The sequence below is a fragment of the Mycobacterium sp. GA-1285 genome (genome assembly GCF_001499905.1).
In the GTDB taxonomy this organism is placed as follows: Bacteria; Actinomycetota; Actinomycetes; order Mycobacteriales; family Mycobacteriaceae; genus Mycobacterium.
This window is the reverse complement of sequence record NZ_LQIS01000003.1, coordinates 62,730-81,370: the sequence shown is the minus strand read 5'-3', so window position 1 is coordinate 81,370 and position 18,641 is coordinate 62,730. Positions and strand designations below refer to the sequence as shown.

The following is an 18,641-nucleotide window of genomic DNA, read 5'->3' as shown; positions in this document are numbered from 1 at the left end:
ACGGCCATCCCTTCCGGCGACATCGGTTCACGATCTCAGCGTCTAGCCAAAGTAACGAAAGGCGTCGCGGAAGTGGTGGACGTTTCGAAAGTTCGCGTCGGCCTTGTCCGTTGTGAGTGGAGGCTAGCCAAAGCGCGCGTGGCAAATCGCAGGCCGCGCGTAAGGTGCGACTGTGCACGTCGACGTGATGACCACCCCGCAGCCGCTACAGGAGATCGGTGAGCTGGCTCGGCGGACGCAGACGGCCGGCTTCTCGGGTTTGCTGTTCACCGAGACCGGCCGCACGCCGTACATGAATGCGGCGGTAGCGGCGCAGGCGGCGCCGGGGTTGGAGTTGTCGACGGGCGTGGCAGTGGCGTTTCCGCGCAGCCCGTTCGTGACGGCGGCGACGGCGTGGGAGTTGCAAGAGGCGACGGCGGGACGGTTCCGCCTTGGTTTGGGCACTCAGGTCCGCACGCATGTGGTGCGCCGCTACGGGATGGAGTTCGAGCGCCCGGGTCCGCGGTTGCGGGATTACGTGCTGGCGGTGAAGGCGTGCTTCCATGCGTTCCGGACGGGCAAGCTGGAGCACCGCGGCGACTTCTACAGCCTGGACTTCATCACGCCACAGTGGAGCGCGGGCCCGATCGACGCGCCCGATCCGAAGGTCGACGTGGCAGCGGTGAACCCGTGGATGCTGCGGATGGCCGGCGAGGTGGCCGACGGGATCCATGTGCATCCACTCGGCGAACCCGGATACATCGAGCGGCACGTGCTGCCCAACGTGGCTGAAGGAGCGGCGAAGTCGGGGCGCTCGACCGATGACATCGCCGTGATCGTGCCGGTGATGACGATCGTCGGCGACACCGGCGAAGAGCGCCATCGTGAGCGGGAGCTGGTGCGCACGAGCATGAGCTTCTACGGCAGCACGCCCAACTACGCCTTCATTTGGGACGAGGCGGGATTCGAGGGCACGACGGCACGCATCCGGGAGAAGCAGAAGGCCGGTGACTTCGCAGGCATGGCCGCGTGTATCAGCGATCAGCACATCGCGACGTTCGCGACGGAGTCGACGTGGGACGGGTTGGCGGACGCGCTCATCGCGAAGTACGGCGGGGTGGCGTCACGCGTCGTACTGTACAACGCGCTGGCGGACCCCGATCGGTTCGAGCGTTACGGCGAGGTGGCGCAGCGCATTTCGCAGCGCTGATAGATCCGGGCGGCCAGGCGGACTCGCCTTGACCGAGTCACCACTGGCTGCCGCATTCGGTGCAGGTCCAGTCGTCGTTACGGCGGACACAGCCCCGGTAGTCGTCCCAGGGCGGAAAGTCCAGATGAAAAACGTGCCCGAACTGCGCGCTCTGCGTCCGCTGGGCGCCGCAGTAGGGACACCGCGGATGCTGGGAGAACAGGTAGTCGATCAGGCTCGTGAAGCCGCCCTCACGCATGGCGGTGTCGCAGCGGGGGCACAGTACGCCGGGCCAATCGGCGGGAAGCTCTGGCAGCCAACACTTGTCGGGTATCGGGCCGTAGAAGTAACTCGGCACGTTGGTCGCTTCCCTGATCACCGGCTGCGGTTGCGGGCGTTCGGGGAAGTCGACCGTGCGGATGCGAATCCTCCAGCAGAGTGATCACCGCGTCCTTCCAGTCGACTCCCTCGACGATATGAAGACGTTCGATTGCAGTTTGCGTCACTACACCATTATTCCAGGTACATATGGCGATTCAAGCATTCATCAGTTTGCTGCTCCTGTTGAATCACCACAGCACGGCGATGGCGGCGGCGGCGAACGACAAGACGCCGATCGACCAGAACATCGGGCGCGGTATCGGGTGGCCGGTGCGCTTCTGACGGGCGCTGCCCATGCCGAGGACTCCGCCGAGGATCACGAGGATGACGAGTTTGACCCCGATCTTCGGATAGTTGAGTTCGATGCCGGCGGGCCACGGCGCGGCCAGCGCGAGTCCGGTGAGCAGCGAAAGCAGCAGCCCGTAGTCCATGGCGCGCGTCGTGCGGAAGCGTCGCGCCAACGCCTCCGCCGCCCACCCGCCGAACGTGATCGCGAAGCCGACGATGTGCAGCAGTACAACTACGTTGCGTAGTAGCTCCATGAAGGAGAGCTTAGCGCGACGTCGGAGTACTGGCGATGCGGTTTCACCGACACGCCAGCCCGGCCCAGAGTCGCCGGCGTGACTGTCTGGGCACGGTTCGGCGCTGAAGGACAATCGGCCCTGTCCGCGTAGCGCCAGAAGCTCCTGAGCCATTCTGGTTTACAACCCGGTAAATGGGGAACAACCCTGTCCGACAGGGCTTTCCAGATGCGGAGCGTGGGCCCCGCCCACGCCTTCGCGACTGAAGGGTTGGTCAAGCCTAGCGCCAGGAGGCCAGCATGTCGGCCAGGAATATCACCGGATTCGCGGGTGCTTGCGAAGAGGCCGTGGCCGCCACGCTTGACGCCATTGCCACCGCCGGCGACGAACGACGACGGCACCTGACGGCTGCGAAGTCGGCTGTCGACAAGGCTCTACGCGATGCCCATCGCGGAGACGAGTGGTATCTAGCCGATCAACTACGACGGGCGATCAAAGAAGTTGAAGCCCGATCGCTCAACGCCGCATAGATCCGGAGGGAATGGGAGATCAGCTCACGCTGAATCATCCTTTCGCAGCCGATTCAGGGCGGGTGCGGGCATTGCGTTGAAAGTCCCGGCTCGATTCCGCGCGTCAGACCCTGCGGCGTCTCGGCGCTTCCGCTCCGAGTCGGCGGAAGAGCTCCGCCGGCCGCCCCCTTAAACCGGTCGTCGTGGTTCCGGTCGCGACGAGGTGTGGCTCCATTGCGCGCCGGAACGTGTCGCGCTGCAGCGCGCGGCCGGCGATCGCTTCGTGTGCGATCCGCAACTCCCGCAGAGTGAACTCATCGCCGAGAAGTCCATCCGGATCGGGCTTTTCGCGATAGCGCGCCTGAACATCGTCGACCGCGAGCTCGATGATGTCCGCGTGGTCGTACGGCAGCCGCCCAGGCGAATCGATCGACACCAGCCTCGTTGTCTCAGCAAAACGGTCGGCCAACTGTTCTTGCCGAACCACCTGGACGTGAGCCACGGACAAGACCCACCCGCGGTCATCTCTCGCGGGATCGTCGAAGACATGGAGTTGTCGCGGACGCAGGCCCCGCACGTTGGCCTTCGTCCGTAGCGACCGATCCACCGCGTCCGCGAGCCTCTCCCCTTCGTGCAGGAAGGTACCGGGCAGCGCCCACCCGGTTTCGTGCTGGGGGCGCCGCACTTCGAGCACCACGAGCCCGAGATGGTCGTCGAGGGTGAGCACGGCCGTGTCCACGGCGACGGAGGGCCGCGGATAGTCCTCGAGGGTCCGTCCGCTGGTGTCTCGATACCGTCGCTCGCTCATGGTCGCGGCCACAGCGTACCGCGTCTTGACATTTAGCGCATATTCGCGCAAACTTGCATTGGGAGGAGGCGGCTGGATATGAGTTCTTTCAACGATCGGATAGAGGGTGTGCTGCTGGCGACCGCGGCCGGCGACGCGTTGGGCGCACCCTACGAGTTCCACCCGCCTCGCGGGTTCGAATCCGAAGTGGCGATGGTCGGCGGTGGCGGGTGGGAACCAGGCGAGTGGACCGACGACACATCGATGGCGATCGCGATCGCGGAGGTTGCCGCGACGGGCGCAGATCTCCGCCACGCCGCCGCGCAGGACGCGGTCGTCCGACGGTGGCACGAGTGGATGCGCGATGCGAAAGACGTTGGCATCCAGACGCGTTCTGTCTTGACGGCCGCCTCGCGCGGCGGTGAGATCACCGCGGCGGGTGCCCGCGCTGAATCGGCACAGTTGCATCAGCGTAAGGGCCGCACCGGAGGCAATGGCGCGTTGATGCGCACAGCGCCTGTCGCACTCGCATATCTCGACGACGAGGATGCGATGGTCGACGCAGCCCGGGCGATCAGCGAGCTCACCCACTTCGGTCCGGACGCAGGCGATGCCTGCGTGTTGTGGTGCAGCGCAATCCGCAACGCCGTACTGACCGGCGAACTCGATGTGCGGATCGGGCTGCGTCACCTCGAAGCGGACCGTCGCAAGCTCTGGGCGAAGCGTCTCGACGACGCTGAAGCCGCGCGTCCGTCGTCATTCCCCAACAATGGCTGGGTCGTTACCGCGCTGCAGGCGGCGTGGTCTGCGATCGCGACCACGCCGGTGCCACGGGATGATCCGCGCGCCGGTGTTTTCCGGGCAGACCATTTGCGACTTGCCCTGGATGCGGCGGTCCGAGCGGGATACGACACCGATACGGTCGCGGCGATCGGTGGCGGTCTCCTAGGTGCAACATATGGCGCGTCGGCAGTGCCCGGTAGTTGGCGACGGCTACTGCACGGCTGGCCGGGAATGAATGCGCATGGCCTCGTGCAGCTTGCCGCGGCGATCGAGCGCAGGGGCAAGCCCGACCAATTCGACTTCTCCTACCCAGGGTCGGCGATCGACACCTTCGCGCGGCACCCGTACGACGACGCCGTCCTTCTCGGCGGCATAGGGGTACTGCGCAAACTGCCTGGGGGCGTGGACGCTGTTGTTTCATTGTGTCGGCTGGCCGACGAGGACGTGATCACCGGATTCCCGCAAGCCGAAGTCCGCCTGATCGATCAGATCGACTCCGACGAGAATCCGCACCTGGACTTCGTCTTGTTGGACACGGTGCGCCTGGTCGAGCAGTTCCGGCGCGAGGGACGCACCGTACTCGTGCACTGCGTTGCCGCGTACAGCCGCACACCCACCATCGGGGCGCTGTACGGCGCCCGACTGCGGGGCGTCGACGTCGAGGACGCGATACGCGACATCCAGGCGGTCCTGCCGGCTTCGTATCCGAACCATGCTTTCCGAGAGGCGTTGCGACGCATAGGACCAAAGACCGAATGGCGGGATCAATGAGCAGACACGGCTACTACAAGGAGATCGGCGGCGGGGTGTACTGGGAACCGGCCAACCCGTACTGCTTCTACGGCGAGGACTGCGACACATGTAACCGGGACGGCCGGTACAACGACGACGACGACCGCAAACCGCCGTGGGAGTACGACTAGCTCTGAGCGGGAGGCAGATTCAGCCGCCGCGCCAGATCCGGCCCACCCACCTCACGGATGAACTCGGGATCGCCGCACACCACGAGTCGGTCACGCGCCCGCGACAGTCCGACGTAGAGTCGTTCGCGGGAGCGCTCGAACTGGCTCGAATCGTTGACCACCAGGACGACCGCGCGTCGCTCGAGACCCTTGAAGCCGAGCACGTGGCCGTAGAACACCTGGTCGTTGTCCCAGAAGCTGTCCCAGTACGCCTTGTGGCCTGCCTTCTGCCGCTCGGTCTGCTCGGGGTGCCGGCTTCCGGTCGTCAACAGTGCGAGATCCTCGGGCCGCCAGCCCTCTTCGAGGAGTGCCTCGATCTGATCGTCGCCGACGTCCAGCGCGTCCTCGCGACTGCAGGAGACGAACTCGACCGCCGGCCCCTCCCCTCCGAGAAACCGCATCGGGTGGTCGACCAGCGGTTGGAACGCGTTCGCGATCTGGCGCGTGTTGCGCAGGTTGTGATCGAGAATCAGCGGGACCAACGGCACCGGTGGAGACCCGTAGCGATTGAAGACACGCTGCCCTTCGTCGGTGAACACGTACAGGCCGCCCTCGTCGGGATCCTTCAGCGCGATCAGCAGCGGTTCCCACCACGAGTCGGCGAAGTCCTGCGCCTCGTCGACGACGATGGATTCGAAGCGATGACCGGTTTCCAATTGCATAGCCAGCTCGGCCATTTGCACGGGGAGATCGTGTTCCCAGAACTTGACGGTCTCGTCGGTGCGCAGTGACTCGTCGGGTCCCTCGGGTGCGCCCCACAGCATGCCGAGGGCATGGAACTCGCCGACGTAGCCGGGCTGTTGTCGCCGCGGCCAGGTGGCGGTGATGCGATCCAGGTACGACGCCAGGCCGTGGGAATAGCAGACGAGCGCGACGCGCTGCCCTCGCTGCGCCAGCCGACGAGCCTGTTCCATCGCCAGGAACGTCTTGCCGCTGCCCGCGCCACCGCGGACCTCGATGCGGTTGAGCAGCCGAGTCGCGTCGAGGATGACGGCCTGGTGCTCGGTCAGCGCGTCGGCGGCATCCTCGTTGGCCATCGCCCGGGCGACGACGTCGCGCTGCGGCAGCCCACGCCCGCTGAGCGCGGTGATGATCTGGTCGATGCCGTCCGCGTTGAGCAGCGGACGGTTGAGTTCCTGGCTGACCAGAACGTAGCGCAGCTTGCCGTCGATGTCCTTGAGGTCGTTGCGGTCGATGACCTTCCAACGCGGGCAGTCCGACAACGCGAAGTCGTCGGGCAGTTCGGTGTTGGGCAGCACAACGACGTGGTCCCAGCGCAGCCGGCCCTGTGTCCAGCGGGGGTCCTTTTCGATGTAGTCGCGCAGGGCGTAGCACGCTTCCCGCGCCTGGCGGACGGGCTCGATGGTGTACTCGCGCCCACCGCGCTTCTGTCGCCAGCTCTCGCCGTCGTGCCAGACTTCGCCACCCTTGACCTCCAAGCAGACGATGCCGGCGCCTTCGATGGCGACGACGAAGTCGACCTCGTGGTCCTTGAGGTGGTCGGTGACGCGTTGGCCGGCGATGACGAGGTCGTTGGGCTGAAGTTGCTCGAGGAGCGCCTGGTAGACCCGTCGTTCGGCGCGGTTGGCCAGCCGCGGCGTATCGGTGGGCGTGATGGTCATCGGCGCGTCCGTGCCGTGCTTCGATGCCACCACCGCATGTCGAACCCCTCCCCCATGAGCTTGGTCTCGATGTTAGCCACGGGGTCCGTCACTGCGGGTGAGGCTGGTGCCGCGGATTTGTCGGTGGGTCGGTTTATGGTCACCCTCAAGCGCTAAATCAAGGGGGGATCATGCGCGAACGTGGGGTAATCGCGGGTGCGCTCGCGGTCTGCGGATCGGTGCTGTCGTCGACTCCGGCGCACGCCGATCAGTACGACTTCATCGCGCAGCTCGACAACATGGGCGTCTACTACAGCTCGATGGTCGACATGATCGACATCGGCAAGGAGCTCTGTCACGAGCTTCGCTTCGGGGCGCCGCCGCCGGCGGTCCTGGGCAAGCTGCAACGAACGGGGTTCGCGCCGGCGGAGTCGGCGATCGTGCTGCTGTCGGCAGTCAACACGATGTGCCTGGACGCCAAGCCGGCGGTCGTCGAATGGGCGCGCGGGATCGGCTACACGCAGCCGCTGTAGGTGCTCGAGATGTTCGCCAAGGTGTACGGGCGGTCGTGATGGCAAGCCGCGGTTCGGATTCCGGTGGAGTGGCCGGTGTCTTCGGCATGCTGATCCTGATCTGGTTCGTCGTCACCTACTACTGGATCATCATCGGGGTTGGCGTCGCGATCGGGCTGTTCTTCGCGATCCGGGCGATCGTCCGACGCGAGCAGGAGCGCCGGCTCGCCGCCGCACGCGAGGCCGAAATCCTGGCTCACCGTGCCGACCGGCAGCATCGGTGGGCGCGTCGCGGCGACGCCAGGGGGATCTACGGCGTCGAGGGCGCAAAGTTGATGAGCTCGCTCTCGCCACAGCCATCCGTACCGCCGGCCGATGCGGCCGAAGAGAACCATGGCTTCGCCGAGATCGTCCATACCTCAGCCGAACTCGACATGCTGTTGGCTGAGAAGCGGAGGGAGTGGCGGTGGGCGGCGTTCGTGTCCGTTCTCGTCCAACGACTCGCGGACGTGCGGCCGCGGCTCCGCGATCTCGATCTCGGCTACACAACGGCGCGGGGTCCCTACGCACCCAACGGTCCGCAGGTGGCCGCTTTCGTCGAGGACTGCCTGGACGACCTCTACGAACTCGCCCATCAGGTCGAATCCTTCATCCGCGCACCAGCACTCATGGACGTGTTCGGTGACAGCGACGACGAGAGCACCGCCGATGCCGAGGGCATCGTGCACGCGGCCAACCGGCTGATGGACTTTCACGAGCGGTTCCTCGAGCTGGCCGAGCGGTGCCGTGATGTCCGCGTGCCATCGGCGTACACCGGGCTGCTCGCCGACTGCAAGCTGCTGATGGATATCCCGCTCGACGGCTTCCATGCGTTCATCGACGAGCTCGCCGAGCTGGTCGAGGAAATGCCCACGGTGGCGCGTTACGCATCAGGCGATGTCGATTACGGCACGGTCGTGCTCGAGGTCGTCGTCGATGACGACCTCATCGACCGAATCGACAAACAGGTGCGCGCAGCCGCGAAGGGTTAACGCCCGGGCGGCAGTTCCCGGGGGCCGCTACGTGCGCTCAATTCACGAGGGCCGCCCCCGGTGAGTTCGGCGCGGTCGTCGCCCCCTTTCGGCACTGCGGGCGACGAGTGCTCCGCACCGCCGCCAAGCAGGCCGTAGCCCTGTTCGTCAACGTCCCCCCACACCGTCGAGGTCGTCTGTGGCCGAGCCGCCGCTTCGGAATCACGTTCTCCCGCAACGTCTTCACCCTCTTCGAGGTGAGTGGTCACCTTTCGGGTGCGTCGCAGCGAGAAGTGGATCTCCTCGGTTTCCTCGAAGATGTGCCGCGCGCTCCGCAACGGCTTGGTGGTGGTGTCGATCGCGTTGACGATTATGGGCGGCACCAGGGGGCGAATCCAACGCGCGGCGGCGCGGGTGACGTCCGGGATAGCGGGGATCAGCGGCCGTCCGGCTTCATTGGCCGGCTCCCCCGGTCGGTCGTCGTCAACCGGTGCCGGCAGGTTCTCGGGTGCGTCGGCCGCGGGCACCCGCTCCTCGACCGCACGCAGGCTCGCCGCCTCTGCTTCGGCGGCGATCGGCAGGTACACATCCTCTGACTGCGGAATGCGTTCCGCACGTGCGGGAATCGGCGGCTCGATCGCTTCCATCACCCGGCGGCGTTGCTGTTCGCGGTCGATCTCGAGTTGTGCCTCGACGGCGATCCGGGCGCTGGCCAGTTGCTGTTCGGCCCACATGGTGTCGATGGCCGCGCGCACCTCGGCGCGTTTCACCGCGACCGCTGTGTCGGCCTGCAGTTCGGCACGTTCCCGCTCGACATCTGCGGCGATCCCGCGGTCCTGCGACGTCTCACCCCGCCACCGCCGCAGCATCAGCGGCAGCAGGGTCAGCAGCACGAAGAAGCCGTCGACGAGCAGCCGCAGGACCAGGGCAGCCGGGTGGGCGAGCGTGTGGTCGTTCATGGCGACCCACCGCGCGCCCAGTCCTCGGTCCGCATCGGCCGTGGCGGCCTGTCGGGCCTGCGCCAACGCCTGCTCGTCGTCGGCGATCTGAGCGTCGATGACCGGTGCGCGACGGTCACGCTCGGCCAGCGTGGCGTCGAGCGTCCGCTGAGAGTCGGCGAGGTATTCGTTCGCTGTTCGATTTTCCGGACCGGCGCCGGGCACCCCGGTGATGACGGTCTGTGGGCACTCGGGGCTGGGGTTGAACTCACAGCGAGCCACCACCAACGCTTCCTCGCGGCGCTGCACGGCCTTCTCGACGGCGGCGTCGAGCTCGCCGCGGGCGGTGCGGCTGCGCTCCAGATCGGCGGCGGATTGCGCGACCGCCGGGGTCGACTCGGCCGTGCGCGCCGCCCGCTCGTCCAGCAGCCGCTCGACCGATCCGTTGAACACGACGATCGCGGCAAGCTCGCCGACCACAAGCCCGACCACGACCGCAACAGCAGGACGCCCGGCGACAGCAGGGCCGTGGACCGCACCGGCGGCGATCGCGCGGCTCAACGCACCGGTCAGCAGGCCGAACACCGAGGCCGCCGCGATGACGGCCGCCGTCGGCCAGGACGTCGCCCCAGCCATCGCGAGGGCCGCCACCAGCCACGCCAGCAGCGCCGCAACCAGGACCACGACTCCGGCGCTGATCAGGGTGGACCGCTCATGGCGAGGACTCGGCTCATGGCGCTCGCCACCGCCGAGCCAGACGAGCGCCGCCGCGACCGGCGAGGCAACGAGGTCGTGCTCAGAAACTTTCTGGGCGGACATCAAAACTCCAACAATCTTGCGGGTAGGTGCAGGCGTGACAGAGCGCCGACCGACGACAGTGTCGGTGGAGTGACCAGGTGAAACCCCCCGTTAGTCGCATGATCACGCCGATGCGAATGTCGAGATTCTCTCACAGGCCTGGAGCGGTGCGTCGCCGCAGGCCAACAGCAGATCGTCGATCTCTTGGGAAGGCCCATCGCCGATCAGGGCTGACGTGCCATGACGGCACGGCCTCGCCTCGTATGGTGGCCGCATGCAGAAGGCTCGGATCGTCCACATCGCCCGGCAGGTCGGGGCGTTGATCGTCACGGCGGTGACCGCGGCGTCCACACTCAACGGGTACCGACCGCTGGCGCGTAAGGGTTACCCGTCGATTTTCTCGTTCGGTTTCGGCCTGGTGGTCAGCGAGTTCCCGCTGCAGACGCTGGCGAGCCAGCTCGGCGGGCTGGCGTTGACGGCTCGCCGGCTGAGCCGACCCGTGCGCGTGCTCTCGTGGGTGGTCGCCGCCATCTCGGCGGCCGGTCTGCTGAACTTCAACCGCGCCGGCCACAAGGCCGGTGTGTCGCTGACCGAGGCGTTGGATGCCGGCCTGGGCCCCGACCGCCGCACCGACTCAACGGGCCTGTGGCGCCGACCCGCTGGCGCCGGCACGGCCAAGAGCCCGGGCGCTCTGCGGATGATGCGGATCTACCGCGACTATGCCCATGACGGCAACATCAGCTACGGCGATTTCAGCAGCGCCAACCAGCTCGACATCTGGCGGCGACCCGACCTCGACCGGAACGGCAAGGCGCCGGTGCTGTTCCAGATCCCCGGTGGCGCCTGGGTGACGGGAAACAAACGCGGACAAGCCCATCCGCTGATGAGCCATCTCGCCGAGCTCGGCTGGATCTGCGTGGCGATCAACTACCGGCACAGCCCACGCAACACGTGGCCCGACCACATCGTCGACGTCAAACGCGCGCTGGCGTGGGTCAAGACGCACATCGCCGAGTACGGCGGCGACCCCGACTTCATCGCGATCACCGGCGGCTCGGCCGGCGGGCATCTGTCGTCGCTGGCGGCGCTGACGCCCAACGACCCGCGGTACCAGCCGGGCTTCGAGGACGTCGACACGCGGGTGCAGGCCGCGGTGCCGTTCTACGGCGTCTACGACTTCACCCGCTTCGAGGACGCGATGCATCCGTCGATGCCCGAGCTGCTCGAGCAGATGGTCATCAAGCAGCCGCAGAAGTCGGCCTTCGAGACCTACTTCGAGGCGTCGCCGGTGAATCACGTCACCCCCGACGCTCCGCCGTTCTTTGTCCTGCATGGAACCAACGACTCGCTGGTGCCCGTCGAGCACGCGCGGGCGTTCGTCGCGAAGCTGCGTGACGTCAGCACCCAGACAGTCGTGTACGCCGAATTACCGTTCGCCCAGCACGCTTTCGACATGCTGGGCTCGGCGCGGGCCGCCCACGCGGCGGTCGCTGTCGAGCAGTTCCTCGCCGAGGTCTACGCGACGTGGCAGCTGGCGACGCAGTCAGAGGGAATCAGCGCGACCTCATAAGACCGGAGATCAGCGGACTGCGCGATTACTGGTTTGCCCCGCCGAGCCAATACCATCGCTGACGCTATGACCGAGACTGCACTGACGGCTGCGCCGAGCGCCGACGCCTCGCCACCTGGCCGGATCTCCGCCGAGGCGGACCGCCGCAGGACCTTCGCCGTCATCAGCCACCCCGACGCCGGCAAGTCGACGTTGACCGAGGCGCTGGCGTTGCACGCCCGGGTCATCACCGAGGCCGGCGCGGTGCACGGCAAGGCAGGCCGGCGCGCGACGGTGTCGGACTGGATGGAGATGGAGAAGGCCAGGGGCATCTCGATCACGTCGACGGTGCTGCAATTCCCGTACCGGTCGAGCGTCGTCAACCTGCTCGACACCCCCGGTCACGCCGACTTCTCCGAAGACACCTACCGGGTGCTGACGGCCGTCGATTCCGCGGTGATGCTCATCGACGCCGCGAAAGGCCTTGAGCCGCAAACCTTGAAGCTGTTCCAGGTCTGCAAGCACCGTCAAATTCCGATCATCACGGTGATCAACAAATGGGACCGCCCGGGCCGGCACGCGTTGGAGCTGATGGACGAGATCCAGGAACGAATCGGGTTGCGCCCCACGCCTTTGACGTGGCCGGTGGGCATCGCAGGCGACTTCAAGGGTGTGCTCGACCGCCGAAGCGGAAACTTCATCCGGTTCACGCGCACCGCCGGCGGTGCCACCGCGGCCCCCGAGGAGCACATCGCAGCGGCCGACGCGCACAGCGCTGCCGGTGACGACTGGGATACCGCCGTCGAGGAGTCCGAGCTGCTGTCTGCGGACGGCTCCGACTACGACCGCGAGGAATTCCTCAGCGGGCAGGCTTCACCGGTGCTGTTCACCTCGGCGGCGTTGAACTTCGGCGTCAATCAGCTCCTCGATGTGCTGGTCGAACTGGCGCCGTCGCCGAGCGGGGCGCTCGACGTCGACGTCACGCGGCGCGCGGTCGAATCACCCTTCAGCGCTTTCGTGTTCAAGGTGCAGGCAGGGATGGACTCCGCGCACCGCGATCGCATCGCCTACGCGCGGGTGGTTTCGGGCACCTTCGAGCGCGGCGATGTCCTCACGCATGCCGCAACAGGTAAGCCGTTCGTCACCAAGTACGCGCAGTCGGTGTTCGGCCAGCAGCGCGCCACGCTGGAGACCGCGTGGCCGGGCGACGTGATCGGGTTGGCCAATGCGGCCGCGCTGCGCCCGGGTGACACGCTGTATCGCGATGTGCCCGTGCGGTATCCGCCGATCCCGAGCTTCTCCCCCGAGCATTTCGCGGTTGCGCGGGGAACCGATCCCAGCAAGCACAAACAGTTTCGGCGCGGGATCGAGCAGCTCGAGCAGGAAGGCGTCGTCCAGGTGCTGCGCTCAGACCGGCGCGGCGATCAAGCGCCGGTGCTGGCCGCGGTCGGGCCGATGCAGTTCGAGGTGGCCGTGCACCGGATGGCCGCAGAGTTCAGCACCCCGATTGCGTTGGAGTCGTTGCCCTACCAGGTGGCGCGGGTCGTCGAACCCGCCGACGCCGAGTTCATGGACAAGCAGGTGTCGGCCGAGGTGCTGACCCGCAGCGACGGCGTCATGCTCGTGCTGTTCTCCACCCCGTGGCGACTGGAAGGCTTCCAGCGCGACAACCCCGACATCAAGCTCGGCTCCCTGGTGGCGGCGTAGGTCGACGCTCCTCGGGCGCCGTATCAACCCGGCGGGTCGAAGGTCACGACCTTGCCGCGGTTGATCGACACCCAGTCCCTGGCCTCCAGGTAGGGGCGGAAGGTGTCGGTGATCGCCTGCTGGTCGGCGGGCGTCTTGGGCCGCTGCAGCTCGTAGAGGTGCGGGAACTCGGTCCAGGCGACGACAGAGTCCCACAGCCGCAGCGCCGCCTCCCCCGCCGGCGGGTCGATGAGCACCGGCCCGAACAGGCACTGCCCGTCGGGAAAGAACAGGGTCGGCACTCCGTATCCGCCGGCGTCGACGACGCGCTGGTGGTCGGCCATCACCTCGTCGCTGGTGGTCGGGTCGCCGATGGCCTGGTCGACGAGCCCGGGATCGAAGCCGAGTTCCTCCAAAAGGGCTCGGGCGACGGCCTTTTCGTGTGGCTTGTGCCCGTCGACATGCAGAGCCCGTGCCGCGCGTTCGTACCATGCGTCGACGTCGGCCATCGACTGCCGGCGCAACAGCGCACCGATGCGCATCATCGACCAACCGTAAGACCACTCCCGCTCCCACGGGTGCTTCTTGCCGTCCTGGCGGTTGATCTCCTCGAGGCTGAAGAAGCGCCAGTTCACCTCGAGCCCGCTCAGCTCGCGCACCTCGCGGATCCACCGTGATGTCTGATACGCGAACGGGCACATGACATCGAAGTGAAAATCAACGGCGACAGGACGATTAGTCACAGCGGAACCTCGGATCGGCGCGGCCACTGGTCGCCATCCTGCCAGCTGGACATGCCGGAGTCGACAGCCGGCGTCGACCCGTCCAGCGGCGAAGGAGGCCGGGGCAGCTGCGCCATGAGGTGGCGGTAAATTTCAGGCCCGCACGGTCGGCCATAAGAGGTCGAAGAGTCGCGCTTCCCAGTCTCTGGCGACGCGCCCGGCGCGTGCGCGCTCGGCGATGACTGCGCCGACCACCGCGTCGATGAGGGTGGCGCCGTCAAGGTCGGCGCGAAACGATCCGTCGGCCTCGGCCGCATCGATCACCGCCGTCAGTTCGGCTCGCTGCTTGACGAGGATGCGCCGGAAGAGCTTGGTGAAGTCCGGGTCGTCGTCGGTGAGCATGGCGGCGAGGCCGCCGAAGCCGATCCCGACCTCGATGGCCTTGACCGCCTCTGCGATGAGCCAGCGGAACCGATCCGGTGCCGCGGTTGATGCACCGAGCGGTTCAGGAGAGGTCACCTGCGACAACGCGGCGGAAAGCATGTCGCGGCGGTCGCGATGTCGCCGGTAGATGGTGGTCTTGGCGATGCCGGAGCGCGCCGCCACCGCCTCGACCGTCACGGACTTGGGCCCTCTGTTGCGCAGGAGCGCCAGGGCGGCATCGGTGATGCTGTCGTCGACGTCGCGTCGCTGTGCCATCGCACCTCCTATGACCGGGAATATCGCCGACTGCAAAAACGCTACGCTATACGTAGCGCTACGCTGTGCGTAGCGTTTCGGTGAAGCTTTCGAGAGGTGATATTGATGTTGAAGGCGATAGGTCGTATTCCGCCCACCGCAGTTGCGTATGTGTGCCTGCTGCTGAGCTTCGCGGCGCTCGGGACATTCGTGTACGCGCTGGCCGCTCAGAGTGCGGTGGCCGGGATCATCGGGGCCGGCATGGTCGCGTTGATGGTGGCGGCAGTGGCGGGATTCCGCGCTGGTGCGCGCAAGCGCTCCGAGTCCAACGACAGCGGTATCGAGATTCCCAGCGAGAACATCTGGGCGCGACCGCTGCGCCGCGAGCAGATCGACCACTATCTGTCGACGTACCGAGGTGTGCGCGACAACCACGAGCAGTTGTTGAAAACGGCCACATCCGTGCCCGCCGAGCCGACGAGGGAAATGGAACGGCAAGCCGCCTGACGCTTGGCACGCTGCGCCGGTACTGACGTGCCGTGGCGCCCGGAGGTCCCCCGGCGCGACAAAACCCGGATACTAAGCTCTGCTCGTTGGTGGCGGTGTAGATCTCCGCTTCGGCGAACCGCCGCCGACCAGGTATCCCGTCGTCGGCGTCGGGCTGAATGGGTCGACCCAACTTCGTAAACGCGCCAATTCGCGAGCAGCGGCGATCGACGCGATCGAGCCGCTTTTCGTCGCGGCGAAGGCACGGTTACCGGCCTCTCGCGCTGCCGCATCGATGGCGTCGCCGTCGACATCGATGTCGGCCGACATCCTCGCGTGTAGGACCGCCTCCCTGAGGGGATCCCCGCCATCACCGCTCATGAACCCGCCTTTAGCCATGGCTGCCACCGCACTGGCGGGGCTCGTGCCACTGAGGCGCAGTTCGCTTGGGTCGTCGAGTTTCGCGTGTTCACGGAGCGCCTGCACCGTATACGCAGCAACCTCATTCGGTTCCGTCCGCGGGACTTCGACGGCGGCGCCTTCCTCGTCACTCCACGAATGCGCACCCAGACTGAACCAAAGGCGGCCTGCCGCGTCGCACCGGAACTCGACGAGCGGAGGGGCCACAGCGGACTCCCGCGATATGGTGAAGACGTCGCGGGGATGCAGCATTCCCGCGATATACGCGGCGACGAAGGTCTTGAAAGACCGCCACTGGGCGTCCGAAGTGAACTCACTCATCACGCCCCCGTCCGCGATTCGTCTGCACAGCAACGCGTTTCGCTCTTGACGTCACGCGCAAGTTATCCAGCCGGCTAGCCATACGACACTCCGAAGAAGTCGGGCCCCTGCTTGCAGAGGCGCTCTTGCCGGGCACCGGTCGGTGCTCGACCGCGTCGTCATCCGAGCCACCCACGAGCGTGGGGTTGGCGTGCCGTCAAGTCGGAGCTTGGCGACGGCAACTCATGACGCTGCCGTCAAGGTAGCATGCGCCGCCGACAATCGGCGGCGATCGCGGTGACGGCGTACGCCCCCGGCGGCGTGTGAGTTACCGTGGCCACGTGTTCGGTCAAGGCTCGACCCCGCGACCCGAATTGCGTCGGCCCCGGCGGGACGAGGTGGCGATCTATCGCATCCGCGTCGACCTCGACGATGCCCGGCCGCCGATCTGGCGTCGACTCGATCTACGGTCAGATTTGACGCTGGACGTCGTGCATCAGGTTCTCCAGGCGGCCTTCAGCTGGGATGATTACCACCTCCATCGATTCTCGTTGGGCGGCAGGCCTTTCGATCGTGGTAGCCAGGTGTTCCTGTGTGCGTACGACGCCGATAACCCCGAATTCGGAGACGACGACGGTCCGGAGGCCGCGCAGGTGCGCCTGGACGAGACTTTGCAGGACCCAGGGGACGAGCTGCACTACCTCTATGACTACGGCGACAACTGGGAGCTGACACTACAGCTCGAGCAGGTGACGTCGGCCCTCGACGACTTCCCCACCGCGGTCCTGGTCGATGGCGGCCGTGCGGCGCCGCCGGAGGACTGTGGCGGCTTGACCGACGCCGAGCATCTCGCCCAGGTGCTCGATGATCCGGCCCGGTTCGAACCCGACGAGATCAACAGGGCGCTTCGCGGCACCTACTTCGTCATGCGCGAGGCCGGCGTCGATCCCCGCCTGGCCGATCTCGTGCACCGGCTGGAACCGACGCCGCTCGGCGCGGGGCTGGTCGACCGGGTGGCGCGACTGGCTTCGGAGCCGACGACGGTCGACGATGCTGAGCTGAGGGCGTCGCTGCGGGCGTATCAGTGGTTCCTCGATAGAGCGAGCGACGACGGTATCCCGTTGACGTCGGCTGGTTACCTTAAGCCGGCTGACGTCGCTGTATCGACGAAAGTCGTTCCAGCGATGGGTGATTGGCCGGACGATAGTGATCGAGAGGTGCATTGTCCTCCCCTGCTGGAGTTCAGGCAGTCGCTACAGTCGCTGAGACTGCTGCGCAAGCACAAGAACGCGCTGCTGTTGACAAAGGCCGGTTCCGCCGCGCAGCGTGATCCGGCGGCGCTGTGGGACCACTTGGCTCGGCGGTTGGTGCCCGCCGATGAACGCACCTTCGAAGGCCAGGCGAGCCTGTTGTTGCTCGCTTATGCGGGCGGCAGTGAGGATGGCCGCCTGCTGACTGACAAAATCGCCGCTGCACTAACCGAACTCGACTGGCGCCACGGTGACGGTGAGGTCGTAAGAGGCTACGATCTCTACCGACTGCCGGCACATACTGTGCTCGTCAATGTCTCGGACAAGCCTAGGGTTTGGGCGGACCGCGCCCGGATCAGCCCGGCGGCATCCGCGCTGGCGCGGGCCGCGTTGCGACGCCGCGCCTGATCAATCGTGGACGCCGCTCAAGTGACTCCAGCGCCGAGCGAGGCGTAGACCGCGGCTTCGAATTTGAGGATTGTCTCGACCATCTTGGCGTCGAAGAACGGCAGCAGCTGCGTGGCGATGACGGCGCCGATCCCCGCCTTGCGGTCGATCCAGAAGAAGCTGTTGAACAGTCCCGACCAGTCGGCCGAGCCGGCGCTGCGCATACCGGGCAGGTCGACCAGGTACAGGTGGAACCCGAGGCCCCACCCCTGCGGCACGTCCAGGAGCTCGACCGGGTTGGCCAGCTCGGGGACCGTCGGTTCCATCTTCTTCGGTAGCGGCGCGCCGTCGAGATGGTCGCGCAGGGCAAGTTCCACAGTCTCCTGTTTGAGGATGCGCGTGCCGTAGAGTTCGCCGCCGTTGAGCCAGGCGCGTACGAATCGTCCGTAGTCGGCGATCGTGCCGTAGGACCCGTGGCCGGCGGCGTTCCACTCGGGGTTGGCTGGCAGGTCGAGGTCGGTCGGTACGAGGCTGCCGTCCGGTGCCCGAAAGCGGATGGGCAGCAAGCGAGAACGCTGCTCGTCGCTAGGGGCGAATGTCGAGTCGGTCATCCCGAGTGGTTCGTAGACGTGCTCGGCGAGGTAGTCGGCGAGCGTCTGGCCGCTCACGGCCTCGACGACCATGCCCAGCCAGTCAGTGCTGACGCCGTACTCCCAGACCGTGCCGGGATCATTGACTAGCGGCGCGTGGATGCCCTGCTTGAGTCCGTCGAGCGGGGTGGGAAAGCCTTGCTCGGTGCAGAAGGTGAAGAGCTTCTGGTTCATGAAGTGGTAGCCGCAGCCGGCGGTATGGTTCATCAGCTGCCGGACGGTCGCCTGTGTCTTGGGCGCGCGGAGGACGGGTTCACGGCCCTCGTAGCCGTCGAGCACTTTGAGCTCGCCGAATTCGGGCACGATCGAAGCGACGGGCGTGTCGAGCTCGATGCGTCCCTGTTCGACGAGCTGCAGCGCGGCGGTGGTGGCGACGGCCTTGGTCATGGATGCGTTGCGGAACATGCTGTCGGGCTTCGCATCTCCTGCAGCACTCTGGTAGAGGACGCCGTCGCGGCCAACGATTGTGGCAGCAACTCCGTGTAGCGACCCGTCGGCGGTCACGCTGTTCAGTAGGTCGTCAATACGCTCGAACCCCATCTC

Annotated in this window: 18 protein-coding genes and 1 riboswitch; of the genes, 9 read left to right on the top strand and 9 right to left on the bottom strand. The window is 66.6% G+C overall.

What is annotated here, in order from left to right:
- Positions 1-172: 172 nt before the first annotated feature.
- Entirely contained in the window at positions 173-1,189 is a 1,017-nt protein-coding gene (locus tag AU193_RS03145) for a TIGR03617 family F420-dependent LLM class oxidoreductase (RefSeq protein ID WP_064420895.1), read from the top strand.
- A gap of 37 nt (positions 1,190-1,226) precedes the next feature.
- Here AU193_RS03145 and AU193_RS03140 read toward each other — a convergent pair whose 3' ends face one another.
- From AU193_RS03140 to AU193_RS03125, 3 genes are all read right to left on the bottom strand, one after another.
- A complete protein-coding gene (locus tag AU193_RS03140) occupies positions 1,227-1,547 on the bottom strand; it encodes a hypothetical protein (protein WP_064420894.1) in 321 nt (106 codons plus the stop codon).
- Positions 1,548-1,737: 190 nt separating this feature from the next.
- Entirely contained in the window at positions 1,738-2,091 is a 354-nt protein-coding gene (locus tag AU193_RS03135; RefSeq protein ID WP_064420893.1) for a hypothetical protein, read from the bottom strand.
- Positions 2,092-2,703: 612 nt separating this feature from the next.
- The gene (locus AU193_RS03125) at positions 2,704-3,387 is read right to left on the bottom strand and encodes an NUDIX domain-containing protein (protein WP_064420961.1); all 684 of its coding nucleotides are present in this window, start codon (positions 3,385-3,387) and stop codon (positions 2,704-2,706) included.
- Between the two features lie 78 nt (positions 3,388-3,465).
- Here AU193_RS03125 and AU193_RS03120 point away from each other — a divergent pair, with 78 nt between their 5' ends.
- Both AU193_RS03120 and AU193_RS23025 read left to right on the top strand, forming a co-directional pair.
- Positions 3,466-4,920, top strand: coding sequence for an ADP-ribosylglycohydrolase family protein (locus AU193_RS03120; protein ID WP_064420891.1), 1,455 nt, complete (start codon positions 3,466-3,468; stop codon positions 4,918-4,920).
- On the top strand, positions 4,917-5,072 hold the full coding sequence (locus AU193_RS23025) for a hypothetical protein (RefSeq protein ID WP_156425096.1): 156 nt from the start codon (positions 4,917-4,919) through the stop codon (positions 5,070-5,072). The genes AU193_RS03120 and AU193_RS23025 overlap by 4 nt, the downstream gene beginning before the upstream one ends.
- Here the strand turns inward: AU193_RS23025 and AU193_RS03115 are convergent.
- Positions 5,069-6,733, bottom strand: coding sequence for an NERD domain-containing protein (locus AU193_RS03115; RefSeq protein ID WP_064420960.1), 1,665 nt, complete (start codon positions 6,731-6,733; stop codon positions 5,069-5,071). The genes AU193_RS23025 and AU193_RS03115 overlap by 4 nt on opposite strands.
- A 170-nt stretch (positions 6,734-6,903) precedes the next feature.
- Between AU193_RS03115 and AU193_RS03110 the strand changes: the two genes are divergently transcribed.
- Together AU193_RS03110 and AU193_RS03105 are read left to right on the top strand one after the other, a co-directional pair.
- Positions 6,904-7,245, top strand: a complete 342-nt coding sequence (locus AU193_RS03110) for a DUF732 domain-containing protein (RefSeq protein ID WP_064420890.1) — start codon at positions 6,904-6,906, stop codon at positions 7,243-7,245.
- Between the two features lie 38 nt (positions 7,246-7,283).
- On the top strand, positions 7,284-8,255 hold the full coding sequence (locus tag AU193_RS03105) for a hypothetical protein (RefSeq protein ID WP_064420889.1): 972 nt from the start codon (positions 7,284-7,286) through the stop codon (positions 8,253-8,255).
- Here AU193_RS03105 and AU193_RS03100 read toward each other — a convergent pair.
- Positions 8,252-9,991: a DUF4407 domain-containing protein gene (locus AU193_RS03100; RefSeq protein ID WP_064420888.1), complete on the bottom strand. Its 1,740-nt coding sequence runs from the start codon at positions 9,989-9,991 to the stop codon at positions 8,252-8,254. The genes AU193_RS03105 and AU193_RS03100 overlap by 4 nt on opposite strands.
- A gap of 253 nt (positions 9,992-10,244) precedes the next feature.
- Between AU193_RS03100 and AU193_RS03095 the strand changes: the two genes are divergently transcribed.
- Both AU193_RS03095 and AU193_RS03090 read left to right on the top strand, forming a co-directional pair.
- Positions 10,245-11,540 (top strand): alpha/beta hydrolase, encoded by a 1,296-nt coding sequence (locus AU193_RS03095; RefSeq protein ID WP_064420887.1) that lies wholly within the window; start codon positions 10,245-10,247, stop codon positions 11,538-11,540.
- Positions 11,541-11,606: 66 nt separating this feature from the next.
- Positions 11,607-13,226: a peptide chain release factor 3 gene (locus tag AU193_RS03090; protein WP_064420886.1), complete on the top strand. Its 1,620-nt coding sequence runs from the start codon at positions 11,607-11,609 to the stop codon at positions 13,224-13,226.
- Positions 13,227-13,249: 23 nt separating this feature from the next.
- On the opposite strand, the gene AU193_RS03085 is transcribed toward AU193_RS03090, so the two are convergent.
- Both AU193_RS03085 and AU193_RS03080 read right to left on the bottom strand, forming a co-directional pair.
- Positions 13,250-13,948, bottom strand: a complete 699-nt coding sequence (locus AU193_RS03085; RefSeq protein WP_064420959.1) for a DsbA family protein — start codon at positions 13,946-13,948, stop codon at positions 13,250-13,252.
- A gap of 132 nt (positions 13,949-14,080) precedes the next feature.
- Positions 14,081-14,626: a TetR/AcrR family transcriptional regulator gene (locus AU193_RS03080; protein WP_064420885.1), complete on the bottom strand. Its 546-nt coding sequence runs from the start codon at positions 14,624-14,626 to the stop codon at positions 14,081-14,083.
- Positions 14,627-14,731: 105 nt separating this feature from the next.
- On the opposite strand from AU193_RS03080, the gene AU193_RS03075 reads away from it, so the two are divergent.
- The gene (locus tag AU193_RS03075; protein ID WP_064420884.1) at positions 14,732-15,112 is read left to right on the top strand and encodes a hypothetical protein; all 381 of its coding nucleotides are present in this window, start codon (positions 14,732-14,734) and stop codon (positions 15,110-15,112) included.
- A 72-nt stretch (positions 15,113-15,184) separates the two neighbouring features.
- Here AU193_RS03075 and AU193_RS03070 read toward each other — a convergent pair whose 3' ends face one another.
- Positions 15,185-15,835, bottom strand: coding sequence for a hypothetical protein (locus AU193_RS03070; RefSeq protein ID WP_064420883.1), 651 nt, complete (start codon positions 15,833-15,835; stop codon positions 15,185-15,187).
- Positions 15,836-15,948: 113 nt separating this feature from the next.
- A riboswitch (SAM riboswitch) is annotated at positions 15,949-16,062 on the bottom strand.
- A 90-nt stretch (positions 16,063-16,152) separates the two neighbouring features.
- Between AU193_RS03070 and AU193_RS03065 the strand changes: the two genes are divergently transcribed.
- On the top strand, positions 16,153-17,469 hold the full coding sequence (locus AU193_RS03065; protein ID WP_253867585.1) for a plasmid pRiA4b ORF-3 family protein: 1,317 nt from the start codon (positions 16,153-16,155) through the stop codon (positions 17,467-17,469).
- Between the two features lie 17 nt (positions 17,470-17,486).
- On the opposite strand, the gene AU193_RS03060 is transcribed toward AU193_RS03065, so the two are convergent.
- A complete protein-coding gene (locus AU193_RS03060) occupies positions 17,487-18,638 on the bottom strand; it encodes a serine hydrolase (RefSeq protein WP_064420881.1) in 1,152 nt (383 codons plus the stop codon).
- Positions 18,639-18,641: the final 3 nt, after the last annotated feature.

Bases quoted from the DNA above. Each gene is read 5' to 3' on its own strand.
- AU193_RS03095 (WP_064420887.1), top strand. From the start codon at position 10,245: ATGCAGAAGGCTCGGATCGTCCACATCGCCCGGCAGGTCGGGGCGTTG.
- AU193_RS03100 (WP_064420888.1), bottom strand. From the start codon at position 9,991: ATGTCCGCCCAGAAAGTTTCTGAGCACGACCTCGTTGCCTCGCCGGTC.
- AU193_RS03120 (WP_064420891.1), top strand. From the start codon at position 3,466: ATGAGTTCTTTCAACGATCGGATAGAGGGTGTGCTGCTGGCGACCGCG.
- AU193_RS03060 (WP_064420881.1), bottom strand. From the start codon at position 18,638: ATGGGGTTCGAGCGTATTGACGACCTACTGAACAGCGTGACCGCCGAC.
- AU193_RS03075 (WP_064420884.1), top strand. From the start codon at position 14,732: ATGTTGAAGGCGATAGGTCGTATTCCGCCCACCGCAGTTGCGTATGTG.
- AU193_RS03090 (WP_064420886.1), top strand. From the start codon at position 11,607: ATGACCGAGACTGCACTGACGGCTGCGCCGAGCGCCGACGCCTCGCCA.
- AU193_RS03080 (WP_064420885.1), bottom strand. From the start codon at position 14,626: ATGGCACAGCGACGCGACGTCGACGACAGCATCACCGATGCCGCCCTG.
- AU193_RS03135 (WP_064420893.1), bottom strand. From the start codon at position 2,091: ATGGAGCTACTACGCAACGTAGTTGTACTGCTGCACATCGTCGGCTTC.
- AU193_RS03115 (WP_064420960.1), bottom strand. From the start codon at position 6,733: ATGACCATCACGCCCACCGATACGCCGCGGCTGGCCAACCGCGCCGAA.
- AU193_RS03105 (WP_064420889.1), top strand. From the start codon at position 7,284: ATGGCAAGCCGCGGTTCGGATTCCGGTGGAGTGGCCGGTGTCTTCGGC.
- AU193_RS03125 (WP_064420961.1), bottom strand. From the start codon at position 3,387: ATGAGCGAGCGACGGTATCGAGACACCAGCGGACGGACCCTCGAGGAC.
- AU193_RS23025 (WP_156425096.1), top strand. From the start codon at position 4,917: ATGAGCAGACACGGCTACTACAAGGAGATCGGCGGCGGGGTGTACTGG.
- AU193_RS03110 (WP_064420890.1), top strand. From the start codon at position 6,904: ATGCGCGAACGTGGGGTAATCGCGGGTGCGCTCGCGGTCTGCGGATCG.